The sequence below is a fragment of the Anaerosinus sp. genome (genome assembly GCF_965318445.1).
This window is the reverse complement of sequence record NZ_CBDNNH010000002.1, coordinates 213697-237410: the sequence shown is the minus strand read 5'-3', so window position 1 is coordinate 237410 and position 23714 is coordinate 213697. Positions and strand designations below refer to the sequence as shown.

Annotated in this window: 25 protein-coding genes; 1 reads left to right on the top strand and 24 read right to left on the bottom strand. The window is 35.3% G+C overall.

The genetic code is table 11. The features are described from left to right. Window positions 1-111: 111 nt before the first annotated feature. From ACWZFG_RS01480 to ACWZFG_RS01420, 13 genes are all read right to left on the bottom strand, one after another. Window positions 112-633, bottom strand: a complete 522-nt coding sequence (locus ACWZFG_RS01480) for a GNAT family N-acetyltransferase (RefSeq protein WP_177504275.1) — start codon at window positions 631-633, stop codon at window positions 112-114. Window positions 634-1640: 1007 nt separating this feature from the next. Next, window positions 1641-1769 (bottom strand): dihydropteroate synthase, encoded by a 129-nt coding sequence (locus ACWZFG_RS01475; protein ID WP_455576960.1) that lies wholly within the window; start codon window positions 1767-1769, stop codon window positions 1641-1643. 112 nt (window positions 1770-1881) lie between these two features. After that, a complete protein-coding gene (locus tag ACWZFG_RS01470; RefSeq protein ID WP_177504238.1) occupies window positions 1882-2466 on the bottom strand; it encodes a nitroreductase in 585 nt (194 codons plus the stop codon). An 81-nt stretch (window positions 2467-2547) separates the two neighbouring features. Further along, entirely contained in the window at window positions 2548-2688 is a 141-nt protein-coding gene (locus ACWZFG_RS01465) for a hypothetical protein (protein WP_177504236.1), read from the bottom strand. A gap of 337 nt (window positions 2689-3025) precedes the next feature. Further along, window positions 3026-3226 carry a hypothetical protein gene (locus ACWZFG_RS01460; RefSeq protein ID WP_455576934.1) on the bottom strand — a complete coding sequence of 67 codons (201 nt, stop codon included), beginning with the start codon at window positions 3224-3226 and terminating at the stop codon, window positions 3026-3028. A 486-nt stretch (window positions 3227-3712) separates the two neighbouring features. Next, the gene (guaA, locus tag ACWZFG_RS01455; protein ID WP_455576933.1) at window positions 3713-5254 is read right to left on the bottom strand and encodes a glutamine-hydrolyzing GMP synthase; all 1542 of its coding nucleotides are present in this window, start codon (window positions 5252-5254) and stop codon (window positions 3713-3715) included. Between the two features lie 50 nt (window positions 5255-5304). After that, window positions 5305-6129: an MTAP family purine nucleoside phosphorylase gene (locus tag ACWZFG_RS01450; RefSeq protein WP_177504234.1), complete on the bottom strand. Its 825-nt coding sequence runs from the start codon at window positions 6127-6129 to the stop codon at window positions 5305-5307. Between the two features lie 10 nt (window positions 6130-6139). Next, window positions 6140-7168 carry a cyclic dehypoxanthinyl futalosine synthase gene (gene mqnC, locus ACWZFG_RS01445; protein WP_147667799.1) on the bottom strand — a complete coding sequence of 343 codons (1029 nt, stop codon included), beginning with the start codon at window positions 7166-7168 and terminating at the stop codon, window positions 6140-6142. Next, on the bottom strand, window positions 7165-8004 hold the full coding sequence (locus ACWZFG_RS01440) for a menaquinone biosynthetic enzyme MqnA/MqnD family protein (RefSeq protein WP_177504232.1): 840 nt from the start codon (window positions 8002-8004) through the stop codon (window positions 7165-7167). Before ACWZFG_RS01440 ends, mqnC begins: the two co-directional genes overlap by 4 nt. A gap of 13 nt (window positions 8005-8017) precedes the next feature. Beyond that, window positions 8018-9091 (bottom strand): aminofutalosine synthase MqnE, encoded by a 1074-nt coding sequence (gene mqnE / locus ACWZFG_RS01435; protein ID WP_418627018.1) that lies wholly within the window; start codon window positions 9089-9091, stop codon window positions 8018-8020. Between the two features lie 129 nt (window positions 9092-9220). Then, entirely contained in the window at window positions 9221-9964 is a 744-nt protein-coding gene (pdaB, locus tag ACWZFG_RS01430) for a polysaccharide deacetylase family sporulation protein PdaB (RefSeq protein ID WP_147667797.1), read from the bottom strand. Between the two features lie 67 nt (window positions 9965-10031). Beyond that, window positions 10032-11804, bottom strand: coding sequence for a hypothetical protein (locus tag ACWZFG_RS01425; protein ID WP_455576932.1), 1773 nt, complete (start codon window positions 11802-11804; stop codon window positions 10032-10034). A gap of 76 nt (window positions 11805-11880) precedes the next feature. Next, the gene (locus tag ACWZFG_RS01420) at window positions 11881-12768 is read right to left on the bottom strand and encodes a LysR family transcriptional regulator (protein ID WP_455576931.1); all 888 of its coding nucleotides are present in this window, start codon (window positions 12766-12768) and stop codon (window positions 11881-11883) included. Between the two features lie 102 nt (window positions 12769-12870). Between ACWZFG_RS01420 and ACWZFG_RS01415 the strand changes: the two genes are divergently transcribed. Then, entirely contained in the window at window positions 12871-13851 is a 981-nt protein-coding gene (locus ACWZFG_RS01415; RefSeq protein WP_455576930.1) for a YeiH family protein, read from the top strand. A 63-nt stretch (window positions 13852-13914) separates the two neighbouring features. Here ACWZFG_RS01415 and ACWZFG_RS01410 read toward each other — a convergent pair whose 3' ends face one another. The 11 genes from ACWZFG_RS01410 to thiL all read right to left on the bottom strand — a co-directional run bounded on the left by ACWZFG_RS01410 (window position 13915) and on the right by thiL (window position 23594). Continuing rightward, a complete protein-coding gene (locus tag ACWZFG_RS01410) occupies window positions 13915-14457 on the bottom strand; it encodes a PilW family protein (RefSeq protein WP_455576929.1) in 543 nt (180 codons plus the stop codon). 17 nt (window positions 14458-14474) lie between these two features. Then, a complete protein-coding gene (locus ACWZFG_RS01405) occupies window positions 14475-14891 on the bottom strand; it encodes a type IV pilus modification PilV family protein (protein WP_418627014.1) in 417 nt (138 codons plus the stop codon). Between the two features lie 439 nt (window positions 14892-15330). Next, window positions 15331-16974 (bottom strand): chaperonin GroEL, encoded by a 1644-nt coding sequence (gene groL / locus ACWZFG_RS01400; protein ID WP_177504220.1) that lies wholly within the window; start codon window positions 16972-16974, stop codon window positions 15331-15333. Window positions 16975-17020: 46 nt separating this feature from the next. After that, a complete protein-coding gene (groES, locus tag ACWZFG_RS01395) occupies window positions 17021-17305 on the bottom strand; it encodes a co-chaperone GroES (protein WP_147667790.1) in 285 nt (94 codons plus the stop codon). Window positions 17306-17670: 365 nt separating this feature from the next. Beyond that, a complete protein-coding gene (locus ACWZFG_RS01390; protein WP_147667789.1) occupies window positions 17671-18255 on the bottom strand; it encodes an ANTAR domain-containing response regulator in 585 nt (194 codons plus the stop codon). Continuing rightward, entirely contained in the window at window positions 18256-19680 is a 1425-nt protein-coding gene (locus ACWZFG_RS01385; protein ID WP_455576928.1) for a histidine kinase N-terminal domain-containing protein, read from the bottom strand. A 145-nt stretch (window positions 19681-19825) separates the two neighbouring features. After that, entirely contained in the window at window positions 19826-20860 is a 1035-nt protein-coding gene (gene tsaD, locus ACWZFG_RS01380; protein ID WP_147668217.1) for a tRNA (adenosine(37)-N6)-threonylcarbamoyltransferase complex transferase subunit TsaD, read from the bottom strand. A 113-nt stretch (window positions 20861-20973) separates the two neighbouring features. Next, the gene (gene rimI / locus ACWZFG_RS01375) at window positions 20974-21423 is read right to left on the bottom strand and encodes a ribosomal protein S18-alanine N-acetyltransferase (RefSeq protein WP_147667788.1); all 450 of its coding nucleotides are present in this window, start codon (window positions 21421-21423) and stop codon (window positions 20974-20976) included. Then, window positions 21420-22127, bottom strand: coding sequence for a tRNA (adenosine(37)-N6)-threonylcarbamoyltransferase complex dimerization subunit type 1 TsaB (tsaB, locus tag ACWZFG_RS01370; RefSeq protein WP_177504218.1), 708 nt, complete (start codon window positions 22125-22127; stop codon window positions 21420-21422). Before tsaB ends, rimI begins: the two co-directional genes overlap by 4 nt. After that, on the bottom strand, window positions 22115-22588 hold the full coding sequence (tsaE, locus tag ACWZFG_RS01365; protein WP_177504216.1) for a tRNA (adenosine(37)-N6)-threonylcarbamoyltransferase complex ATPase subunit type 1 TsaE: 474 nt from the start codon (window positions 22586-22588) through the stop codon (window positions 22115-22117). Before tsaE ends, tsaB begins: the two co-directional genes overlap by 13 nt. A 16-nt stretch (window positions 22589-22604) precedes the next feature. After that, window positions 22605-23594, bottom strand: coding sequence for a thiamine-phosphate kinase (gene thiL, locus ACWZFG_RS01360; protein ID WP_177504214.1), 990 nt, complete (start codon window positions 23592-23594; stop codon window positions 22605-22607). Window positions 23595-23714 lie beyond the last annotated feature (120 nt).

Here is a 23714-nt window from a genome sequence, read left to right as displayed (position 1 = left end):
AAATCCTTTGGGAACTCTTTGAATAAAAAAGATTCGAATAAAAATCCAAAATGATAAAAAATTCTAAGATACAAAAATATTAGATTTACTGACTAAATACAATAAGCGAATTCACTTCTTATTAAGCAATGCATAACATTCATTATCTAATACTCTCCCATTATATAATTCCTCACATTGACTCAAACATCCCTCATATTTAAATCCACATTTTTTCAATATTCTTTTAGAGCGTTCATTTTCAGGATAACAATAAGCCGAGATTAAATCTAAATCCATTTGACTAAATCCATATTTTATCGTTTCCATTACCGCCTCCGTCATTATCCCCTGCCCCCAATATGGTTCTGCTAAAGAATATCCTAACATATACGCCTTGTGATTTTGCCGTTTTGGATCTAACATTACTCCTACTATCCCAATTAACTTCTTGTTACTCTTTAAAATGATTCCGAAAATACCGTCTTGATTTATAAATATCATTTTCATGATTTCTATCGTTTCTTCAATATTTCCATGTGGCTTCCATCCCGCATTTGAACCAACATGAGGATTCTTGCTGTATTCAAAAATATCCCCTGCATCCTCCATAGTAATTGGACGCAAAAGTAAACGCTCCGTTTCAATTTGCATTTTCACAATACCTCATCCTCTTTATCCATATGTTTTATTAAATAATTGAATTGATAGTATAAAATATTTGTGTTATGATAATCATATAAAAGGTGCTACCGATAAAACGGTTAGCTCCCATGAATTTACGATTAGATTAACCGCAAAGTTTCTGAGGCTGGGCGGTTAATCTTTTTTTATGGTAAAAACCAAGATGATGAAAAGTAACAATGTTAAATTTACATCATTCATGGCATCACCCCCATTCCTCCGTATGTAACGGAATACAAATGGGAACTAACCGCCTACGTTTAGTAGCACCTGTTAGAATTGTACCATATTTTTCATATAGCAACAATAAACAGTTAAATCATGTAATAAACATTTTATAAAATTAAAATAGTACGTTTTTAGTACGCCTAAAAAAACACGAACCCTTATAATTTTAAAGGATTCGTGTTTTTCATGTCGTGAGTCACTGCCATTTATTCTCCAAAAGGCATTTTCCTGTATTCTCCCTGGCTTTTCCAGAAATTCCCGTCACTCCATGGTGACCGCCTTTTTTAGTAAGCAGAATATTCCCGAAATTTCAGTATTTACGCAGTTTGAGGATAGTTTGAAAAACAAAAAAATGGCCCTGCATAAGCTTCGAAAAGCTTTAATGCAAGGTCATTTTTTCTATGTCTCACTGGCTAAGCCATTTTGCCCTTTGGAGGATAAATGGCAGTGCCCCACGACCTAGTATCCTCGACCTTGTTACAATTATTATAGCTACCACCCTTCAAATTACAAGAGAGATAAACAGAATACCTCATCATCCCTGTACGTTGGCTGCTTTTCCATGATAAAAAATCAAGGGATCTCCTTAGTATGACTTTCTTTGTGAATTCGCTTTGAGTTAATATCTTTGCATTTCTTTTAATACGGTTGCTTTCAGAACGTTTAATTATCCCTAGTAAATTAGGACTAGCCGCGACTTCACTGACAAATCGACATCTGTCTTTCCATGGTTGGAAATAACATCTTCACTATTTTCCTCTAATATCGATTATATCAACCCCTGTCCTATAATTTCTTTTGCATGGAACAGCTCTATCTAAGCTATTATATTTTCCTCCATCAGCAAGAGAATCTGATGTAACGTTAATAATTCCCATCATGTGATTTCTTACCAATTTTAAAATCTTTTTGCCCGATTCCTTTATCCTAATGGGAACTAACAAATCCTGGATCATATATATATGAACAATCTAAATCTTATTCTATTGCTTATTTTATAATAGTCACATTTGGTTCTTTTCTAGGCACCAATTTCCCCGAGTCATTTTCACTATAACCTAATGCGACAGAACCACATACCATATAATCATCTGGAACGCCATAACCTGATAAGAGCTTTCTTATATCCGGAATATCACCAAACCATGTAAGCTGGTTAATCCAACATGAACTCAAACCCAAAGAATGGGCTGCCAACATCATATTTTCAATAGCCACGGAACAATCGGCCATTGCATTCGGATATTCCCTTGCATTAGACACAAGAATCAGGGTAGGTGCATGATAATAGAAACTATAGCCAGCATTCTTTGCTGCATTCTTTCCTGCTACAATGGACCGATATGTTTTTTCATTTACTTCAATATTTTTATATGTCTCTTTTACTTGGTCGTTAAGTTCAGCTAATCTATCGTTATTTTGCAACACAGTAAAAATCCAAGATTGCGAATTTCCTCCGGACGGTGCATGGATTGCGGCTTGAATAATGTCCTTTAAATCCTCATCTTTGACCTGATCCTTTTTATAAGTTCTTATGCTTTTTCTTGTTAACATATTTTGTATGACTTCGTTCATAACATTTCATCCCTTTCAACAAATATAATTAGCCATTGATAGCAAGTTATTCGAGCTTTGAGCATGCATAAATACCAAAAGTTATTTTCCATTCGCTAATGAACCATATACATAAATCGCAGCTGAATTCACATTACCATTTCCCGAATATCGGGGGTACCCAGGATAGACCTGAAACGGCAGTGCACGTCCCTTTGTTTGCCGTTTTAAATTGTTCATCATTTAAAGTCCCTCATACGGATCATTAAGAGCTGCAAAAGGCGTTGCTCTCATCATTAAACTATCAAAAAACTCTTTTCTTAATGGCATATACTTATAAAAGTATTTCATCACAAACCTACTTCCTTTCATCAACTAAAATTTATTGTTTATATCACAACCAAAAGCACAATAAAATTATTATTCATTATTTCAAAACCGCCCGTAAATAAGCGGTTTTGCTTATTTTACCATCAAATTGACTTTTCCACAAACAAAGCATAAAAAGGAAAGATAAAATACTTCAACAACTTACAATGCTTTCAATACGTTCACCATTCTTGTACAATCATTGACTAATTTACAGCAGGTGTATTATCTGTTCAGCAAGCTCACTATCTGCATAATCAGGGATATACGGCAGACAATGGTTCTCTGAGCCATCACTTGCTTGCAAAACATCCGCATAGACATACTGGATCGCATCGTATGTCCTGCATACCTCATTGCACTTGGCAATGACACGTTTTTCACAACGTCCTTTAAAATTTTTCTTCCTCACCTTGCAAAACCTCCATATTAGGAACGCTCTGCTGCTTGACTCCATCTTCCCAAAAGCGCTTTCCAAAAATGAAAATGGGCGGTTTTTAGAGGAATTGGAGATTCGGTTTTTGGGAAATAGGACATCATGAATATACTTTCCCGCCCCGTATTACGGGCGTTTCAAGCCAACTTTCATGAAAATCACAGCGATATGCTTTTTCCCAAAAAGCATAAAAGAAAATATCACCATGTCGCGGGGCACTGCCGTTTATTCTGTAAAGGGCATTTTCCTGTATTCTCTCTGGCTTTGCCAGATATGCCCGTCACTCCATGGTGAACGCTCTTTTTCGCAAGCAGAAATTCCTTTATTTACGCGGGTTGAGGATAAAAAAAGACCCTGCATAAGCTTCAAAAAGCTTTAATGCAAGGTCTTTTTGTCTATGTCGGCGGGTTAGCCATTTTTGCCCTTTTCAGAATAAACGGCAGTGCCCCGAGACAATTCTGTTTACTCCCACTCAATTGTGGATGGTGGTTTACTTGTTATATCATAAACAATTCTATTTACACCTTTTACTTCGTTAACGATACGGCGGGAAATTTTATCTAATACTTCGTATGGGATATGTGCCCAATCGGAAGTCATCCCATCGGAACTGGTTACTGCTCTTAGTGCTACTGTGTGACAGTAAGTTCTTTCATCACCCATAACACCTACGGAACGAATATTGGGCAAGCAAGCAAAGTATTGCCATATCTTACCTTCTAGACCTGCTTTTGCAACTTCATCTCTAAAGATCGCATCTGCTTCGCGCGTGATAAATAGTTTTTCTTCCGTAATTTCACCAAGTACGCGAATTGCAAGACCTGGACCTGGGAATGGTTGACGCCATACTAAATGATGTGGAATTCCTAATTCTTCACCAACCGCACGAACTTCATCTTTAAACAATTCACGAAGTGGTTCAATCAATTCTAGATCCATATCTTCTGGCAAGCCACCTACGTTATGATGACTTTTAATTGTCGCAGAGGTTTTTGTTCCACTTTCAACAACGTCTGGATAAATTGTACCTTGTACTAGGAAATCAATTTTGCCAAGTTTATTGGATTCTTCTTCAAATACACGAATGAATTCTTCACCAATAATTTTACGTTTACGCTCTGGATCAGATACACCGGCAAGTTTCCCAAGGAAGCGATCTTTTGCATCGACACGAATTAAGTTCATATCGAATTGTTCTCTAAAAATTGCCTCTACTTGATCACCCTCATCTTTTCTAAGTAAGCCATGATCAACGAACACACAAGTTAATTGTTTACCAACAGCCTTATGTACAAGCACTGCTGCAACTGAGGAATCAACACCACCGGATAAAGCACATAAAACTTTTTTATCGCCAACGATTTTTTTAATTTCAGCGATTTTACTCTCAGCAAAAGAAGACATATTCCAATCTGCTTCTAATTCACAAACATCAAATAAGAAATTCGCCAACATTTTTTTGCCATATGGTGTATGTTCAACTTCTGGATGGAATTGTACACCATATAATTTTTTTGTTTTATTTGCCATTGCTGCAATTGGACATTGTTTCGTAGTTGCAACAACTTTGAAGCCTGCTGGTGCTTTAGAAACAAAATCTGTATGACTCATCCAGCATTCGTTATCGGCATCAATTCCTTCAAATAACTTGCATGCTCCATCTAAAGCAATTGCAGTTTTTCCGTATTCTCTAATATCTGGGCTTTCTACTACTCCGCCCAATGTATATGCCATAAATTGGTGTCCATAACAAATTCCAAGTACAGGAATTCCTAGTTCAAAAACTTGTGAATCTGCTTTTGGTGTATCATCTCCATACACGCTATTAGGTCCACCTGTAAAAATAATACCACGTGGATTTTTCGCTTTAATTTTTTCAATACTATAATCATAAGGCACTATTTCACAATAAACGCCACATTCTCTTACACGTCTGGCAATCAATTGATTATATTGACCACCGAAATCTAATATTAATATCATTTCATGATGCTTACTTTCCAAAATTTCTTTCCTCCTCGATTTTGGTAATGACGACAATATACCACAAGATTCTACTTATTGTAAATACCTTTTAATAGTGTTTCTTTGCGAAGATCTTTACATTCACATTTTCCTTCACTTTGTGTATCACGAATTGTATCTAAAATAATACGGCTAATCATTGGAGCATCATCGTAAAAAATATTTTCCAAAATTTCATGCGACCAAGATTTTACTAACCCTTCACCATAATTTACAACAAAATATATTCCTGCATAACATGCACCAATTTCCCTTGCTAAATACACTTCTGGGCAAATACTTTGTCCAACAATATCAGCATGTCCTTTTAACATTGCAATTTCTGCTGGGCTTTCAAAATGTCTGCCTTCAGTTACTGCATAAGTTCCACGGGTAAAAATTCTGCCTTTATATTCAGCTCTCGTTTTTTCAATCAACGTTTGACGCAGTTCATGGCAAAGCGCATCACGCATAATCAGTAAATACTTACCTTCCAAGCCCACGCCTTTACGCTCTGACATATCAAGATAATCATCTGGAATTAAAAAATCACGCGGATCTAATAGTGGATTAATTGTCCCAACTCCACCTTCTGAGATAATTCGTTTTACTCCAGCTTCCCGAAACACCCAAAAGATTTGTCTGGACGCATCCGCTCGGCTCACTTCACTACGCCAACCATGCATTCTACAAGTTAAAACTTTTTTCTTACCTACCGAAAATAAACGAAAAACCGGACTTGTCCCATATGGCGTATCAAAAACGAGTTCATCTTCTAATATCGTTACATCATCAGCTTTTGCACCCAATGGAAAATCGCTAGACAATGTACCTGATCCTCCGATTACGGCAAATTCTACATTTGGTATACTCATTCTTTTCCCTCTATTCAAATTTTCTTATTATATTATACTGAGTATCACGTTGAGCGGCAACCTTTCCAGCGTCACGAATTATATTTACCATCTTATCAATTGACATTTGATAAGAAGTTCCTGCGGCTCTGACTACATTTTCTTCTAACATAATACTACCTAAATCATCTGCCCCAAAAGCTAACGTAAGTTGTCCAATATTTTGCCCTTGCGTTACCCACGAACCTTGAATATGTTTAATATTATCTAAATAAATTCTCGTTACAGCCAACGTCTTTAAATAATCCCAGGCAGTAACTTTTTTCCCGCCAAGTTCAGTATTCCCGGGTTGGAATGTCCATGTAATAAATGCCCGGAAACCGCCCGTACGCTTTTGCAATTGACGAACCTTTTCCATATGTTCAATCCTTTGCTCTAGCGTCTCTCCCATACCGATTACCATCGTTGCGGTACTCTCAAGACCAATGCCATGCGCAATTTCCATGACTTCTAGCCACTCACCAGCTGATATTTTCTTTGGACTGACACGCTGCCTAACTTCATCGACTAAAATTTCAGCACCGCCTCCCGGAAGTGAATCTAATCCGGCTTTTTTTAATTCTTTAAGCGTATCTAAAATAGATAAATTGGCTTTCTTCGCCATATGAATGACCTCTGCTGGCGAAAAAGAATGGATAGTAATCCGATACTTCTTTTTTATTAAATTCAGCATATCGAGATAATATTGAAAATCCAAATCAGGGTGTAACCCCCCCTGAATCATAACTTGTGTTCCCCCTGCTGAAATCGTTTCATCAATCTTTTTAAGAATGACATCATTCGATAATAAATACTGCCCCTTTTCCCCTTTACGACGATAAAATGCACAAAACTTGCATTCACTTACACATACATTGCTATAGTTGATATTTCTATCAACTATAAAAGTTACTGTATTATCCGGATGTAAGCTACGACGTACTTCGTCTGCCTGCTTGCCAAGTGCGAGTACATCGCCATTACATAACAAATCTAAACCTTCTTTTGGCGACAAACTCATCGAATCACCTCTGCCAGTTCTATTTTCGGTACATGGTCAATCAAATTCATCTCATGTGCCATCTCATAAAAAATCAACAACGCACGTTGATGTTCCTGGGAAAAACCCCATTTTATCACTTCTAAATATTCATCTAATTGCGCAAATGAAAATGGTTTATGATTTAAAATCATTTCAATTGCTTGCTTTTTCTTTTGATAACCATTCGCAAATCCCTTTGTTACTCTATCAAAAACGAGCTGTAATAAATCAGCATGGCTTTTGGCAAAATTCCGATTGATAATCCATACTGCATATACCATTCTAAGTCCGGTGAGTTTTTTCCACTCCATACCGATATCATAATAATAAAGACCTTCTTGATGATTGTGATTTGCATATAATGCATCATCACCGATTAATAAAGTTGCAGTTGCATCCTCGGGAATAATCCGATTCATATCAATAATACGAATATAATAATTTGGTCTTGCACCATATGCTTTATTTAAAACTATTTTCAATAAGCAGTGAGAAGTTGCCGATTTTGCCGTTAAAATAATTTTGTCATTCGTTAACTCTTCAATTGGTTTTTTCGAGACTAAAATAATACTCTGCACGTTGCCATCTGCGCTAATTGCCACATCTGGCATAATCAAAAACTTTTCACTATTTCGTGCATAAACAATAGAAGATACAGGGCTGACATCCAGCCTGTTATTGACAATATCATTATTTAGCACTGTCGGTACTGCCGAAGTAATATTTAGTCCTTTTCCAAACCCTTCTTTTTCAAAGCTATATGTTAATGGCAAACAATTAATAAAATTAATATGCCCTAATTTTGCTTTTCCCATGGTTCTTCCCTCACTAAAATTTTTCTACTGGTTGATAAAATGTATCACGTTCTACAGGAATATATCCCGTTTCACTCACCAATTGAATAATTTCTTGTTTTGTAATTCCTTTATTTGTTTTTGCTCCTGCTGCATGGATAATCTTTTCTTCTTCGACCGTTCCATCCAAATCATCTACCCCAAAGGCTAGTGATAACTGTGCAATTGGCATCGTAAGCATCATCCAAAAAGCTTTTATATGGTCAAAATTATCTAAAATCAATCGTGTTAACGCAATCATTTTTAAATCTTCCCAAGAACTGACACGCTTAAGGTCTGAAAATCCTGTATTTGCCGGATGAAAAGGGAACGCGACAAAAGCTTGAAAGCCACCTGTTTCATCTTGAATATCACGCAAGGTGAACAGATGGCGGATTCTCTGCTCAATCGTTTCTTTATGACCGTAAAGCATCGTTGCATTTGTCAATATACCTAGGCGATGTGCCGTTTTTATCGTTTCAATCCATTCTTTTGTCGTTGCTTTATTCGGACAAATCTCTTTTCTTATTTCATCATCTAAAATTTCAGCACCACCGCCAGGTAATGAATCCAGCCCAGCTTCTTTTAATGTTTTTAGCACATCTTCAATACTTCGTTTGGATATCTTTGAAAAATGGACAATTTCAACCGGGGTAAACGCTTTTAAATGTACCTGAGGCGCAATGCGTTTTACCGCTCTTACAATAGTTAAATAGTAATCAAAATCTTTCTCCGGATGAAGTGCACTTACCATATGAAACTCACTTAAATCAGGAGTTTTCGCCATCGTGCTTTGCACAATTCTCTCCACTTCCTCTTGGCTCATTACATACGCTCTTTTTTCTTCAGCTGTACACGCAAATGCACATAATGGACATCCAGATACACATATATTCGTCAAATTAATATGACGGTTAACATTATAATACACATTTTTGCCGCTCTTTTTTTCTTTGATTGCTCGCGCCCAATTTGCTAAATTAAGCAAATTTTCTTCCTTATATAGCTGCACTGCGTCAGAAAAATCTAGTCGAATACCCTCTGCCGCTTTTCGGGCAGGCGTCATCATATCTATCACAAAAATCGCCACCTTTAGCATAATTTATACTGCTATCTATATTCGCACTACATAACTTTATAAAATTCGTTTAGCTCTGGCTAAAATCCTGCTAAAGGTTTTTTATTCTTTATTCAGCTATCAGTGGCGCTTCAATCCACCCTCAGCGTAGTTTTGTAAAAGTTCCCCCACTGTTACAATTTGATATCCCTCTGCTTTAATCTTTTCTAGTAAAATTGGTAAAGCTTCTGCTGTTTGCTGTGGCGTATCAGAGGCATGCATTAAAATAATACCACCTGGTTTTAAGCGCTTTACTACACGATCAATAACTACATCTCTCCCGGGATTTTTCCAATCTAAAGAATCAATATTCCAAATAATCGTTTTGTAGCCTAAACTATCAATGACGGATAATGCTTCTTTGCTATAGCTTCCATTCGGAGGTCTAACTAAAGACACTGATTCGACCCCTGTTGCTTCCTTAATTTCCGCTTCGGCTTTTTCAATATCATTCTTTACCCAATCTGCTGTTCGGTCTCCATAGTTTTCATGCTTATGCCCATGACTAGCAATTTCGTGACCGTCAGTAGCTATCTGCTTTGCAACCTCTGGATATTTAAGCGCCCATGGCCCCATGATAAAAAATGTAGCTTTTACATCATTTGCTCTTAGTGTTTCCAAAATCGAAGGAGTAAATTTATTTCCCCAGGAATGATCAAATGTCAATGCAACCACTTTTTGTTCCGTATTGGTTCCTGCAATTGCAATTGGTCCAGTGTTTACAAGATTTGCTACTTGAACATAAGCGGTACTAAAGATAAATAAACCAATAAGTCCATAAACAAACTGCTTCTGCCCAATTAATTTTTTTAAATTGATTACCATAAAAAAACCTCCCTGCATAAAACTTATTACTAAACCTATGCAAGAAGATTTCTTTATAAAACTTAAATTATTTCCATTCCTTTATAATAACTTCATTCTCTCCAGCAACACCAGATGACAAATAGTTTGCCAATGTTTTTATTATTCCACCTTTACGATAGTCCTCATTAATCATAAGCACATTCCAATTATTTATTTCCATAAAACCATTACTATATATAGCAGCTAGATTCATATTACCATAACTGCTAACTATATTCTGATTACCAACAACCAATGTATTTTTAGCATAAATTCCCCCTGATAAATTAATCAGATTTTCAGCTTTTATAATCGCATCATTCCGTGAATCCTTGACACTGTCAGTAATCTCAAATTTATTATATCCCTGTATAACAAGTTGGTTTCCACTGTAAATTTGCGTAACAACCGGATAGGCAATATTTCGATATGCATTGACTTTTACATCTCCTCGCAGCTCCATACTATCTCCACTTTGAATTCGGCAATCACTAGCATTTACAAGACAAGCGTTTTGAAAACTTAAATGTTGATTACTATAAATTTCAGCTTCTGTCTGATAGCTCGGATTCTTTTGTAAATATTGTTCTAAACCGCGATTAATCCCAACGTCCCCATTAAAAGACAAACGATTTTTTGCATGCAAAACAATTTTATTTCCATTAATATTCCGTCCATTTGTAATATCAATTTCCTTAGCATAGACTCGAACAGAACTATTATTCATATCATAAGTCTCAGCAGTAAAAAAATCTGGATTAATTCCATTACTAGAATCGGTAAATTTAAATTTTCCTCCTGCTGATATAAAAACATCATCACCTTTTAACGCTGCTCTACTTGTTAAAATCACATCACCTGTAGCATAAATTCTAAGTTTCTTTGCTTTAATATAGGAATCATCTGTAAGTATAAGATTTCCATCTACTACTAAAGTCAATTCGTGATTTTGACCATTAATGGAAGATTGATTATTCATGTTAAAACCACTTTGCCCATTTATATAAAGATTGGTATTTCCAGATAAAACAGCATTCATATTGTATAAATTCTGCGCATTCGATGTTTTATAATTACCTGATAAAGAAATATCTCCAAACAAATTAACATTATCACCTTTTATTTTAGGTGCTTCCGTATACCCTGTACTTTCCCAACTTGGAATTCCAGGGATATTAACAGTAAGTTTAGGCATTTCCTTAATCGTGTTATATTTTCCCGTAGCATTATTATAAATATATATATCGCCAACGATTCTAGTATATCCAGATAACGTATAATTTGTATTTGCTACGATATCACCATAAACCATAGATCCAGCAGCACCTGTTAGTATGACGTGTCCATTTCCATACAACGTATACTTACTAAAAACTTCATCAGCTGAATTATCATCATTTTTTATAACGACAAGGATTGCCACTTTTTCCGACTTACTCTCAGTTCCAAATGTCGACTCAACAATCCCTCTAGACTCTATTTTGTATGTATATTGGTTTCCAGAAATACCTTGTCTATGTATTTGTACCTCATATCTAACACCATCAGTCAAATAATTTTTAGCATTTTTTTTCAACCAAATATTTTCTTCATTTGACCATGAATCTATATCAGGTTTATTTTTCAATTCATTCATTGCTCTTTTAATCCCTGATTCTGCAGCGTACATAGCTTGGATTTGATCTTTATTACTGATATTCGCTCTTGCTGATTGAGAAATCATGGGTACTATACCAGCTAAGACAATACCAACTAATGCCACAATCATAGCAGCAGTCAACGTTGTAACGCCTTTTTCCATTTTTAAGTTTGCAAACAACGATCTCATCCTCCTTTCCCCTAACCCAATATATTTAAATGACTTCTACTATATTATATCTAAAAATCCAAGAAACTCATTCACTCATTTTTTTGCAAATTTCCATAATATTTTTAATTCCTTGAGATAAATATTTATTCTTATGATACACGATATGAAACTTCCGTTTAAAATTAATATTTTTCATCTTAAACTCAGAAAGTTCTCCGCTTTTAATTTCATTACGAACAGCACATCTAGAAATTACACTTATACCTAATCCCGCCAAAACCGCTTTTTTTATTGTATCTGCATTATTATAAACACCTACAATGTTACATTTTATTTCTTTGCTTTCCATAACTTGATCAAATAAGTTTCGCGTCCCGCTTCCTTCCTCTCTTACAAAGAAATTCATCTTTTCTATATCAGCTATTTCAATCTTATCTTTTTTCATCAATTCTAAATCAGGAGATGCAATAAAAACCAGCTCGTCATCCAAAAATGCATCAGCAATCAAATATTCTGATTTTATTTTCCCTTCTACTAAAGCGATATCGAGTTTATCACTTAGTACCATTTTTTCTAAAACTCTCGTATTATGAATTTCGGATTTTATTTGATATTCTGGATATTCTATATGTAGTTTTTTTATTAAATCTATTAATACACATTCACCAATTGTAACACTTGCACCAATTCTTATCATATACTGCTTGCCAAACTTTTGCATAGCATTTTCAATCTCTGTACTTAAATTAACAAAATGCCGTGCATAAGTTAATAAATTATTTCCGGCATCCGTAATAAATAAATTCCTGCCTAATCTCTCAAACAAACGAACCTTATAATGATCTTCAATTTCATGAATGGCTTGGCTAACAGATGGCTGAGTCATATGTAATTTTTCTGCTGTTTTAGTCATACTAAGTTCATCGCAAACACAAATAAAAATTTGTAAATGTCTTAAAGTCAAAGCAAACACCACTTTCTATATGTAAATACCTATCGTTTTTATATAATTATATTATTGTACATATGCAACTACAAGTGATAGACTACAGTTATTCAAAGGAGATGATTTAACATGAATATCAGCTTATTAAAAGGCATTGGATTCACACTTATTTTTGCAATTCCTGCTTGGTTTTTAGGCAACCAATTCCCAATCATTGGCGGCCCCGTGTTTGGGATTTTATTAGGAATAATCGCTGCATCATTTAAGCGACCTGAATCAGTTGAACCAGGCATTAAATTTACAGGGAAAAAAATCTTACAATGGTCAATTATTTTACTTGGATTTGAAATGAATTTATATAATGTTTTTGCCGTTGGAGCACAGTCTTTATCCGTAATGATTTTCACCTTGCTTACTGCATTTATCACCGCTTATATCTTCGGTAAACTATTGAAACTAGACGGCAATACAACAACTTTAATCGGTGTTGGTACTGCAATTTGCGGTGGCTCCGCCATCGCTGCAACAGCACCAGTTATCGGCGCAAAAGAAAAAGAAGTTGCTTTTTCCATATCAACAATTTTTCTTTTTAATATTTTAGCTGTTTTTATCTTTCCATTCTTTGGTCATCTATTTAACTTTACAGATGCTGGTTTTGGCATGTGGGCTGGAACAGCAATTAATGATACCTCTTCAGTTGTTGCTGCTGGGTATTCTTATAGCCAAGCTGCTGGCGATTATGCTACCATCGTTAAATTGACAAGAGCGCTAATGATTGTGCCAATTACAATCACTCTCGCAATTTTTATTTCTCGTAAAAACGCCAAATCAGGTGACTTTAGCATTGCAAGAGTTTTTCCTTGGTTTATCCTCTGGTTCGTAGTAGCATCAATTGTAAATACTACTGGATTTTTACCCGGGGAAGTAAGTAAATTTTTAGGGAACACCGGTAAATTTTTCATCATCTTAGCAATGAGTGCAATCGGATTAAATACTAATATTCGTCAACTATTAGGCAATGGCATACGACCGATTATCCTCGGTCTCGTTTGCTGGATTGCCGTTGCTATAGTTTCACTTATCGTTCAATATAGTATCGGTCTAATTTAACAATAAGAAATTCGTGGCATCGTATCTTAAATTACGATGCCACGTTTTTTATACAGGATCTAATTAACGTGTAGAAATCTGTGCTTCTAAGTGAACCGCAGCTGCCTCAGTTGTATTTTTCTTTTCCACATCTTTCAACAACACATGTACTTCGATTAAACTTCTATCCGAATTGGTAGAAATATTTTGAAACCGCAACGAATTCTTTGCTAAATCTTCACTTGCGATTACCCGATGGATTGCAAGCAGTTGCTTTGTTTCTCCATGCTGCCATACAATAGCATCTCCCTCAATAAAAATCCGATTTAAAACGTCCCTAACCTCCCCTTTCTCATTTTTTTCCTCCGTATAGTATTCCAAAAAATCGGTTGCTTCCTCATCTTTTATTGGCTGTACAATTTCTTTGCTTTTTTGAACTTCATGTTGAATTAACTTCATCACCGCATTAGCATCTTGCATATTGCTATTTTGTGTAAAGGTATATTCCTGACTGGTCATTAAACTTCTAAATACATTGGTAATTCCAGCAAAAATAATTACCATAATCGCAATCCCAATCATTACTTCGATAAGCGAAAAACCCCTTTGCACATTCTTTTTTTTCATCGCCTATTTTCTCCTTATTATCGCCGTATTTCAAAATAACTCACCATCGATAGGATTGAGTCTGTTTTTGCAATTGGTGCACGCCATTGTACCTTCACTTCGCACTGATAAATATTTTCCGCTTTTTCTAAAGATGGCTTCGTCCATATAGTAGAAACTTTATATTTTACCCCATCAATTTCTCTTTCAACTTCTTCATTAAGTAAATCATTACTATGTAAGCTTTGTTCTAGATTTGTTAGCTTTTCAAGTTCACTTTGCGCTAACAAAGCTGCTTGACTATAGGTTTTCGCATGAACAGTGGAAGAAGTCGATTGTTGATAAGTGATTAATAACGCTATCAAAGCAACGGATAATATAATCATTGCAATTAACGAATCAATATAAATCCATCCACCCTGATTTAGCTTTAAATAAAAAATTTTTTTTTGCATTAGCATCACCTTACTAAATATAATATAGAAGACCAATTGATTTTATCTAAAAATTCTTTTAAACTTTACATACAGTAGAATTAAATCATATCAATCCGAGGTTTTATTCATGAATACAATTTTAAATTTTATCATTGCAATCGTTTGGCTTCTTTCTTATTGTATCAAAAAAATTATTTATCTACCATTTTATATTTACAAATTATTATTCGATAATAAAAATAATAGTTAATTTCATTTTCTCTAATCCAAAATAAAAAGAGGAGCTTTTTAGCTCCTCTTTTATTATTCGTTTAGCAGTCGTGGATGCTCGCAACCGTGGAATTGCGAACACTGCTCTTCATTATTTTATTACACATGTAGTGACCTTATTGAGTTCGTGGAAATTTGTAAATTATAATTTTACAAATTACTCAAGCTGAGAATGTGTAAGCAAAGCTTACATCATTCCCATGCCACCACCCATGCCGCCCATGCCAGCCATAGCAGCAGCGGCAGAAGCACCATTATCTTTTTCTGGTTTATCAGCAACTAAAGTTTCTGTAGTAAGAACCATAGCAGCGATACTAGCAGCATTTTGAAGTGCTGAACGAGTTACTTTCGCTGGATCTACGATACCAGCAGCAATCATATCGATATATTCTTCAGTTAAAGCATTGAATCCAATGCCTTTACCAGATTTTTTCACGTTTTCAACGACAACAGAGCCTTCAAGACCTGCATTGTTTGCAATCTGGCGAACAGGTTCTTCAATTGCACGTTTTACAATTAATACACCAGTTTTTACATCACCAGTTACTTCAATTGTGTCAAGTACAGGAAGAATATCGATAAATGTAGTACCACCACCAGCTACAATACCTTCTTCAACTGCAGCACGAGTTGCATTTAATGCATCTTCAATACGAAGTTTCTTTTCTTTTAATTCTACTTCGGTAGCTGCACCAACTTCGATAACAGCTACACCACCAGCTAATTTAGCAAGACGTTCTTGAAGTTTTTCTCTATCAAAATCAGAAGTAGTATCTTGAATTTGAACCTTGATTTGTTCTACGCGCGCTTTGATTTGACTAGCATCACCAGCACCATCAACCACAGTAGTTTCTTCTTTATTCGCACGTACTTGACGAGCGCGCCCTAAATCTTCAAGTTCTACGCTGTCTAATTTACGTCCTAATTCTTCTGTAATTACACTTGCACCAGTTAAAATAGCTAAATCTTCAAGCATAGCTTTACGACGATCACCGAAGCCAGGTGCTTTCACTGCTAAAGCTTTAAATGTACCACGAAGTTTGTTTACAACTAATGTTGCAAGAGCTTCGCCTTCAACATCCTCAGCAATAATTACTAATTCTTTACCTTGTTGTACAACTTTTTCAAGTACAGGTAAAATATCAGCAATTGCAGAAATTTTACGATCTGTAATTAAGATATATGGATCATTGAATACAGCTTCCATTTTATCAGTATCTGTTACCATGTATGGAGAAATATATCCACGATCAAATTGCATACCTTCTACTACGGAAAGGCTAGTGCCCATACCTTTGGACTCTTCAACAGTGATAACACCGTCTTTACCCACTTTTTCCATAGCTTCAGCGATTAATTTACCAGTTTCATCATCGGCAGCTGAAATAGAAGCAACTTGAGCAATCGCATCTTTACCTTCTACTTTATGTGCATTGTTTTTGATTTCACCAACTAATGCAGTTACTGCTTTTTCGATACCTTTTCTGATAATCATCGGATTAGCACCGGCAGCAACATTACGCATACCCTCATGAATCATTGCTTGTGCAAGTAAAGTTGCAGTTGTTGTACCATCACCAGCAACATCATTTGTTTTTGTTGCAACTTCTTTCACTAATTGTGCACCCATGTTTTCAAATGGGTCTTCTAATTCGATATCACGAGCAATCGTAACACCATCATTTGTAATTGTTGGAGCACCAAACTTTTTGTCCAGTACAACGTTACGACCTTTAGGTCCTAAAGTTACTTTTACCGCATTGGCTAAAGCATCTACACCTTTTTCCAATGCACGGCGAGCTTCTTCATCAAACAAAATTTGTTTTGCCATTATGTATTTGCCTCCTATAAATATTTAAATAGTAAATGAAAAGAAATTATTCAACAATAGCTAAAATGTCTCTTTCGCTAACGATTAAATAATCTTGTCCTTGTGCTTTCACTTCTGTTCCAGCATATTTAGAGAAGATAACTTTATCGCCAACTTTAACATCTAATGCTACACGTTGACCATTATCTAATACTTTACCAGTACCAACAGCTAATACTTTACCTTCTTGTGGTTTTTCTTTTGCACTATCAGGCAATACGATACCACTTGCAGTTTTCATATCTCCTGCTACAACTTCGATAACAACTCTGTCGCCTAATGGCTTAATCATGTTGGTTTGCCTCCCTTTATTTTAATAAAATTATTATTATTTTGTTAGCACTCTTTATATGTGAGTGCTAATTACATAATTCATAATATATAATTCATTGCCAAAAATCAATAGCAATAAACAAAATTTTAGACTTTTTATAAAAAAATTTTTTTCAAAAAGTAATAAAAATCTATTATTCTTTTAGAATTTCTCCATTTTACTTCCTCATGCTAATTTTTACCCCAAATCCCCAATAGAATAGAACCCATACTAAAATTATATGATACTTTCCCCTTATTTATACATATAAAAATTACAATGGAATTATTTCAGCACATTTATTTTTAAAAAGTTCCATCTCCAATTTTTCATTAAGAATAAAACTATCTATTTTTTTTCAAAACTGAATCTATAATTGATTTTGCTACTTCCTTAATCGTTTTTCTTTTCGCCATACTATATTGCTGAATTCTTCTATATGCCTCACTTTCATTAATTCCATACGCATCCATTAGTATGCCTTTTGCACGGTCAAGCAGCTTTCGCATCTCTAAAGAGTTTTTAACATCATCTAATTCTTGCTCTAATTGAGCAATTTCACGAAATCTTGAAATTGCGATCTCCATCGCCGGAAAAAGATTACTTTCTTTTACTGGTTTCACTAGATATGCTAAAACACCCGAATCTTTGGCACGATCAACAATTTCTTTTTGGCTAAAAGCCGTAAGTAAGAGTACGGGTGCAAGTTTTTCATTTGCGATCGTTTTCGCCGCCGTAATTCCATCCATCTCTGGCATTTTTATATCCATAATAATTAAATCCGGTTTATATTTACGAGTAAGATCAATCGCTTTTATCCCGTCTGTAGCCTCTCCAATAACCTCATGCCCAGCTTCCTCAAGAATTTCTTTTAAATCCATGCGAATAATAGATTCATTATCGGCAATTACAATTCGTAAACTCTCCATTTACCTGCCTCCTCCCATTTTTCTTGGAATATTTATGCGCGCATGTGTTCCTTTATCACTGTAAAGTTCAAATGTCCCACCTAAGTCATCTTCAATTAATGTGCGGACAATTTGCAGTCCTAAACTTTTTGATGCATGTTTTTGAAAGGCTTCTGGCAATCCTGTCCCATTATCATATAAGTCAATAAGATAATTATCGCTTTCTCTGACAATATTAAGTCCAATAACACCTTCATTACAACCAATAAATCCATGCTCAATAGAGTTCTGTATAAGTTCATTCATTACCAGCGCTAAACTACTAGCATGTTCAGATGGTAAAATAATCGTTTCCCCTTTAAATTTTGTTTCGAGCTTAAAGTCCGGTTCGAGCATATTCTGCATAACTAAATCAAGAATATTTTTTGCTACTTCAACTACATCAATAATTTCAGCATCTTGCTGAGATAGAAATTCATGGACAACAGAAATGCTCAAAATACGATTCACACTTTCTTTCAAGGCAGCCTTTACTTCCGGTGAATTTGTCCTTCTTGATTGCAATCTCAATAAACTAGCTATCGTTTGCAAATTGTTTTTTACACGATGGTGAATTTCTTGAATAACCGCAGATTTTATAATTAATTCTTTTTCTTTCTTTTTTAATTCCGTAACATCAGAAACAATAATAACTGTCCTAAATAATCTCTGATTTTCATAAATTGGTATACTTCTTTGAATTAAAACTAAGTTCCCAATTTCTAATTCCTTTTCATGCGGTCTTTGAACAAGTGTCGTTTCTTTTTTTATATGCATCGTAATTTCGCGATCAAACATATGATGCCCTACCATTTCACCTACACCAAGGACTTTATAGATACTTCTTGCTGCGGTATTAGCAAATGTAATCTTACTATGCTTATCTGTAATGACAATTCCATCACTCGCCGACAAAGAACGGTATAATTCATAATCTATCGGAAAACTTGCATTTGATATAATTGCATAAGCAGTTTCCAATAAGTAACTATATCCTTTAATTTTTAAATCTTTCCAATTTGTCTCAAAACTTACACATGCAATAATCTTTCCATAATAATCATAAATCGGGTAGGTATACATATCCATCATAAGACCCCAAGCCCATTCACGTTTTCCTTGCAGTGTTTCACCAGTAGACAACGTATGCCAAACTAATGGCTCCTCAGCAATTCTTACCTGAGATTCAAGTTTATTATTAGCGCGATATTGACTAAAATTCGTATTAGGTTTGATTTGAGAAATAATTAATAGTTTCTTTACTTCCGACGATTTTACATAAACAGTAAGCTGTGCATGGGCAATATCTGCAACAATCGGATATACACTATGTAGTTTATCTAAAATATCCATTTGCACAACTGATAATGTCGTCATCATATGGCACATATCTATAATAGAGCTCACAGATATCACTCCAATAAATAATATTTAAAATTATTTTATTCAATGAAAAAAAATCAAATCCTCTGGGATTGATTAGTAATTTAAAGTAGCTTGATCTATGACTGAACAAAATATCATATCTTGAACTTAAAAAGTAAAGTGCAGGTTATCCCGCCTGCACTTTACTCGTTAGTTTCAAACTAGGTACAGCATTCAAATATAAATCCGAATACTCTTTTAATCTACTTTGATAATATGCTCTACAGCCAATCATTGCCGCATTATCCGTACAAAGAATAGGTGTAGGGTAACAAAACTCTATATTAGTCTTTTCACATTCATTATTTAATCGTTCTCTAAGTGCACTATTGGCTGCAACGCCACCAGCTAACACTAGCGTATTCACACCAACACTTTTTACCGCCTGCAACGCCTTATGAACAAGCACCTCAATAACAGCGCGTTGAAAACTTGCTGCAACATCGGCTTGATTGATTTCTTCTCCTTTTTGTTTTGCACTGTTCAGATAATTTAATACCGCTGATTTTAACCCACTAAAACTAAATTCAAAGTTCCCTTTTTCGTGTAAGGCTTGCGGAAAATCAATCGCTTCCGGGTTCCCCGCTTTTGCCAATCGATCAATTTGTGGACCGCCCGGATATGGCAATCCCATAACTCTCGCTACTTTATCGAAAGCTTCACCTGCTGCATCATCACGTGTCTGCCCAATTAGCTCAAAATCATTATAGTCTTTAACATGAACAAGCGAAGTATGTCCTCCAGATACAACAAGTGCCACAAAAGGAGGCTTTAATTCCGGATGTGCAAGAAAGTTAGCAAAAATATGTCCTTCTAAATGATTTACCCCAATTAAAGGTACGTCTAATATATACGATAAAGATTTTGCAGCTGCAACCCCGACCAATAAAGCTCCGACTAATCCAGGTCCATAGGTAACTCCGATATGATTAATGTCTTCAAGTTTAACATTTGCTTCCTTCAAACAAGCATCAACAACAGGAATTACATTTTCAATATGTTTTCTTGATGCAATTTCAGGTACGACTCCGCCAAACTTTTGATGCACAGGTACTTGAGATGAAATAATATTCGCTAAAATTTCACGTCCGTTTACTAATACTGCCGCGGATGTTTCATCACAACTTGTTTCAATTGCTAAAGTTAAACATCTTTCTTCTATACTCAAAACTAAACCTCCATTTATTTATGCTAGATTAGTAACACTTTATCCCTAATAATCATACGCTATATTACCAATCACCCTATATGAGCCGCTTCGTCGGCTCACTTTTTTTATCCTATATCATTAAGCCACATGATAATGGCATTTTCTTTTGTATCTTCATAGTAATTCTTTCTTATTCCAGCTGCTTCAAAGCCAAGCTTTTGATACATTGCCTGAGCTGGGAAATTCGATTCGCGCACTTCTAAGGTCATACTACATATTCCCTTATGTTTTAGGATATCAATCATATGCCTTAGTAGCTTTTGCCCAATCCCCAAACGACGATACTGAGGTAAAACCGCTACATTTGTAACATGTGCTTCGTCAAAGATAAGCCATGTTCCCATATAAGCAATTGGCTTATCTTCTGCTACTGCAACTATGTATAAAGCACGCTCATTTTCCATCTCATCACAAAAAGATTGTCTTGACCACGGATGTGAAAAAGATGTAGTTTCAATTTCAAAAACAGCATCGATATCATCGACGATCATTTTACGAAAAACAACTTCACTCATTCTTTTACTCCGTTTCGCTTTTCCCATAAAACTTCTGCTTCTGACCGTCTAATATAAAGTGGCTCTAAACTCATTACATCATCTGCTTTTCCATTTTGCAGCAAATCCCATCCGAGCATCGCTACATTAGCAGCACGAGGCATCGCCATATGCGGCATTGCCATAATAATATTTCCACCTACTGCTTGAATTTCTTCTGCTTTTTGTGCAGCCTTCTCACCTAAGAAAACAACAGGTTTATCTAATCTCTGTCCAGCTTCTAACACTTCAGTAAAACTTTTCACCGTAGGTTCATAAACTTGACAAAGTTTACCTTCTTTCCATTGGTAAAGAGATATATATATATTGCCTTTTTGTGCATCTAACATAGGTGCAATATAAACATCTCCGACTGGATAATGATACGCTAAAGCAGCTAATGTAGATACACCGATAATTGGAATATTAAGTGCATAAGCAATACTTTTTGCCGTTGCTAAACCAATTCTAAGTCCAGTAAAAGAACCTGGGCCAATACTAATTGCAACTGCCTCTAAATCACTCTTTTTTAAATTAGTCATATCTAAAATTTGTTTTATATGCGGCATTAAAACTTCCGAGTGCGTTAACTTCGTCTGTAATGTCAATTCCGCTAATAGTTTTTTTTCAGTAGCAACAGCAACACCAGAAACTAAAGTTGCTGTATCAATTGCTAAAATTGGCAATTTTGTTTCAACTCCTCATAAATCTGTCGATACGATTCACCCTTTAATTGAATCGTGATTAAACGTTCATCTATATTTTCAGTACGTGTAATTTCAAACCAAAGATATTCCTCAGGAAGTTCTTCAGGAAATTTATCCGGCCATTCAATAATGACAATAGAATCCTCTAATGTCGTATATTCATAAAATCCAATATCATATAATTCTTCAGCACTCTCTAGCCGATACAAATCAAAATGATATATCGCCCTACGACCGTGATAAACATTCATCAGAGAAAAGGTTGGGCTTGTTACTTCCTCTTCTACTTGAAAGCCTTTTGCTATCCCTTGAACAAATAAAGTCTTGCCAGCACCTAAATCTCCTTTTAAGCATAAGACTACACCATTTTTCAATAAGTCTGCCAGCCCTTTTGCAAAGGCAAAAGTTTCTTCCGGCGAATTCGTCTTTATCTTTATCATATTAACACCTCATAAGTTATCTAAAATGATTATAACCCTTCGGCTCTAAATTCACAAATTTTCCGTTATACTCTTTTAAAAATACATTACCTGTCCCCTGCTTTACTTCACCAACAACTTTAATATTGCAATTGCTTAATTCTTTTTGCAATAATATATACTTTTCTTTTGAAATCGTAAAGAGTAATTGATAATCTTCACCGCCAAACAAAGCATATTCTAAAGGGGTTTTTCGAAAAAAATTGGCTCTTTGAAGAAGTTCAGTGCTAAATGGAACTTTACCTGCATCTAGCATGACATCCACACTACTTGCCAAGGCAATTTCTTTTGCTTCACTTGCTAGTCCATCACTAATATCATTCATACTGCTTGCATACTTTGCAATTATTCTTCCTAATTCAACTTGTGGGAAAGGCATTAAATGCGCCTTAATCAGTGGTTCAGCAAAATCAAAATGATCTTTTTTATTTAGCAAAATATCTAATCCCGCGGCAGAATCTCCTAGAGTCCCTGTAACTACAATAAAATCTCCAGGCTTTGCACCATTTCTTTTTTGCAATTTTTCCGGCTCAACTTCCCCCAAAACCGTTACATTAATGACAATTTTATCATGCGTTGAAACAGTATCCCCACCGACAATGTTCACACAAAAAGATTGCGCAATATTCTTCATTCCCCGATATAATTCTTTTACAAAATCTACATTTATTTTTTTCGGTAAAGCAATAGAAAGAACAACATGTTTAGGTATCCCCCCCATCGCCGCAATATCACTTAAATTTACCGCCAATGATTTATAGCCTAATTGAAATGGAGAAGTAAAGGATAAATCAAAATGGACACCTTCTACCAACATATCAGCACTAACCAATTGCAGCATATTGTGGGTTGGTATTAAAACAGCGGCATCATCACCAATGCCAACTGCTACGCTTTTAGGCTCTACGATACAATTTTCTTTGATTAAATCTATTAATCCAAACTCTCCACACTCTTTTATATCCATTGAGCTTCCCTCATCGTAAAATTATTTTCAACTATTTTAAATTTTAACATAGATTCATTCATTCGCAAGTTACTTTTGCAAAAGAAAAGACACCTTAGCTTATGTAAGGTGTCCATACAC

Excerpts from the sequence above, each read along its gene's own strand:
- ACWZFG_RS01470 (WP_177504238.1), bottom strand. The coding sequence starts at position 2,466 with ATGAACGAAGTCATACAAAATATGTTAACAAGAAAAAGCATAAGAACT.
- ACWZFG_RS01450 (WP_177504234.1), bottom strand. The coding sequence starts at position 6,129 with ATGAGTATACCAAATGTAGAATTTGCCGTAATCGGAGGATCAGGTACA.
- rimI (WP_147667788.1), bottom strand. The coding sequence starts at position 21,423 with ATGAGTGAAGTTGTTTTTCGTAAAATGATCGTCGATGATATCGATGCT.
- groL (WP_177504220.1), bottom strand. The coding sequence starts at position 16,974 with ATGGCAAAACAAATTTTGTTTGATGAAGAAGCTCGCCGTGCATTGGAA.
- ACWZFG_RS01405 (WP_418627014.1), bottom strand. The coding sequence starts at position 14,891 with ATGCAAAAAAAAATTTTTTATTTAAAGCTAAATCAGGGTGGATGGATT.
- ACWZFG_RS01415 (WP_455576930.1), top strand. The coding sequence starts at position 12,871 with ATGAATATCAGCTTATTAAAAGGCATTGGATTCACACTTATTTTTGCA.
- groES (WP_147667790.1), bottom strand. The coding sequence starts at position 17,305 with ATGATTAAGCCATTAGGCGACAGAGTTGTTATCGAAGTTGTAGCAGGA.
- mqnC (WP_147667799.1), bottom strand. The coding sequence starts at position 7,168 with ATGAGTTTGTCGCCAAAAGAAGGTTTAGATTTGTTATGTAATGGCGAT.
- ACWZFG_RS01480 (WP_177504275.1), bottom strand. The coding sequence starts at position 633 with ATGCAAATTGAAACGGAGCGTTTACTTTTGCGTCCAATTACTATGGAG.
- pdaB (WP_147667797.1), bottom strand. The coding sequence starts at position 9,964 with ATGGTAATCAATTTAAAAAAATTAATTGGGCAGAAGCAGTTTGTTTAT.
- ACWZFG_RS01410 (WP_455576929.1), bottom strand. The coding sequence starts at position 14,457 with ATGAAAAAAAAGAATGTGCAAAGGGGTTTTTCGCTTATCGAAGTAATG.
- ACWZFG_RS01465 (WP_177504236.1), bottom strand. The coding sequence starts at position 2,688 with ATGATGAACAATTTAAAACGGCAAACAAAGGGACGTGCACTGCCGTTT.
- ACWZFG_RS01440 (WP_177504232.1), bottom strand. The coding sequence starts at position 8,004 with ATGGGAAAAGCAAAATTAGGGCATATTAATTTTATTAATTGTTTGCCA.
- tsaE (WP_177504216.1), bottom strand. The coding sequence starts at position 22,588 with ATGATAAAGATAAAGACGAATTCGCCGGAAGAAACTTTTGCCTTTGCA.
- ACWZFG_RS01475 (WP_455576960.1), bottom strand. The coding sequence starts at position 1,769 with ATGGGAATTATTAACGTTACATCAGATTCTCTTGCTGATGGAGGAAAA.
- mqnE (WP_418627018.1), bottom strand. The coding sequence starts at position 9,091 with ATGATGACGCCTGCCCGAAAAGCGGCAGAGGGTATTCGACTAGATTTT.
- ACWZFG_RS01390 (WP_147667789.1), bottom strand. The coding sequence starts at position 18,255 with ATGGAGAGTTTACGAATTGTAATTGCCGATAATGAATCTATTATTCGC.
- thiL (WP_177504214.1), bottom strand. The coding sequence starts at position 23,594 with ATGGATATAAAAGAGTGTGGAGAGTTTGGATTAATAGATTTAATCAAA.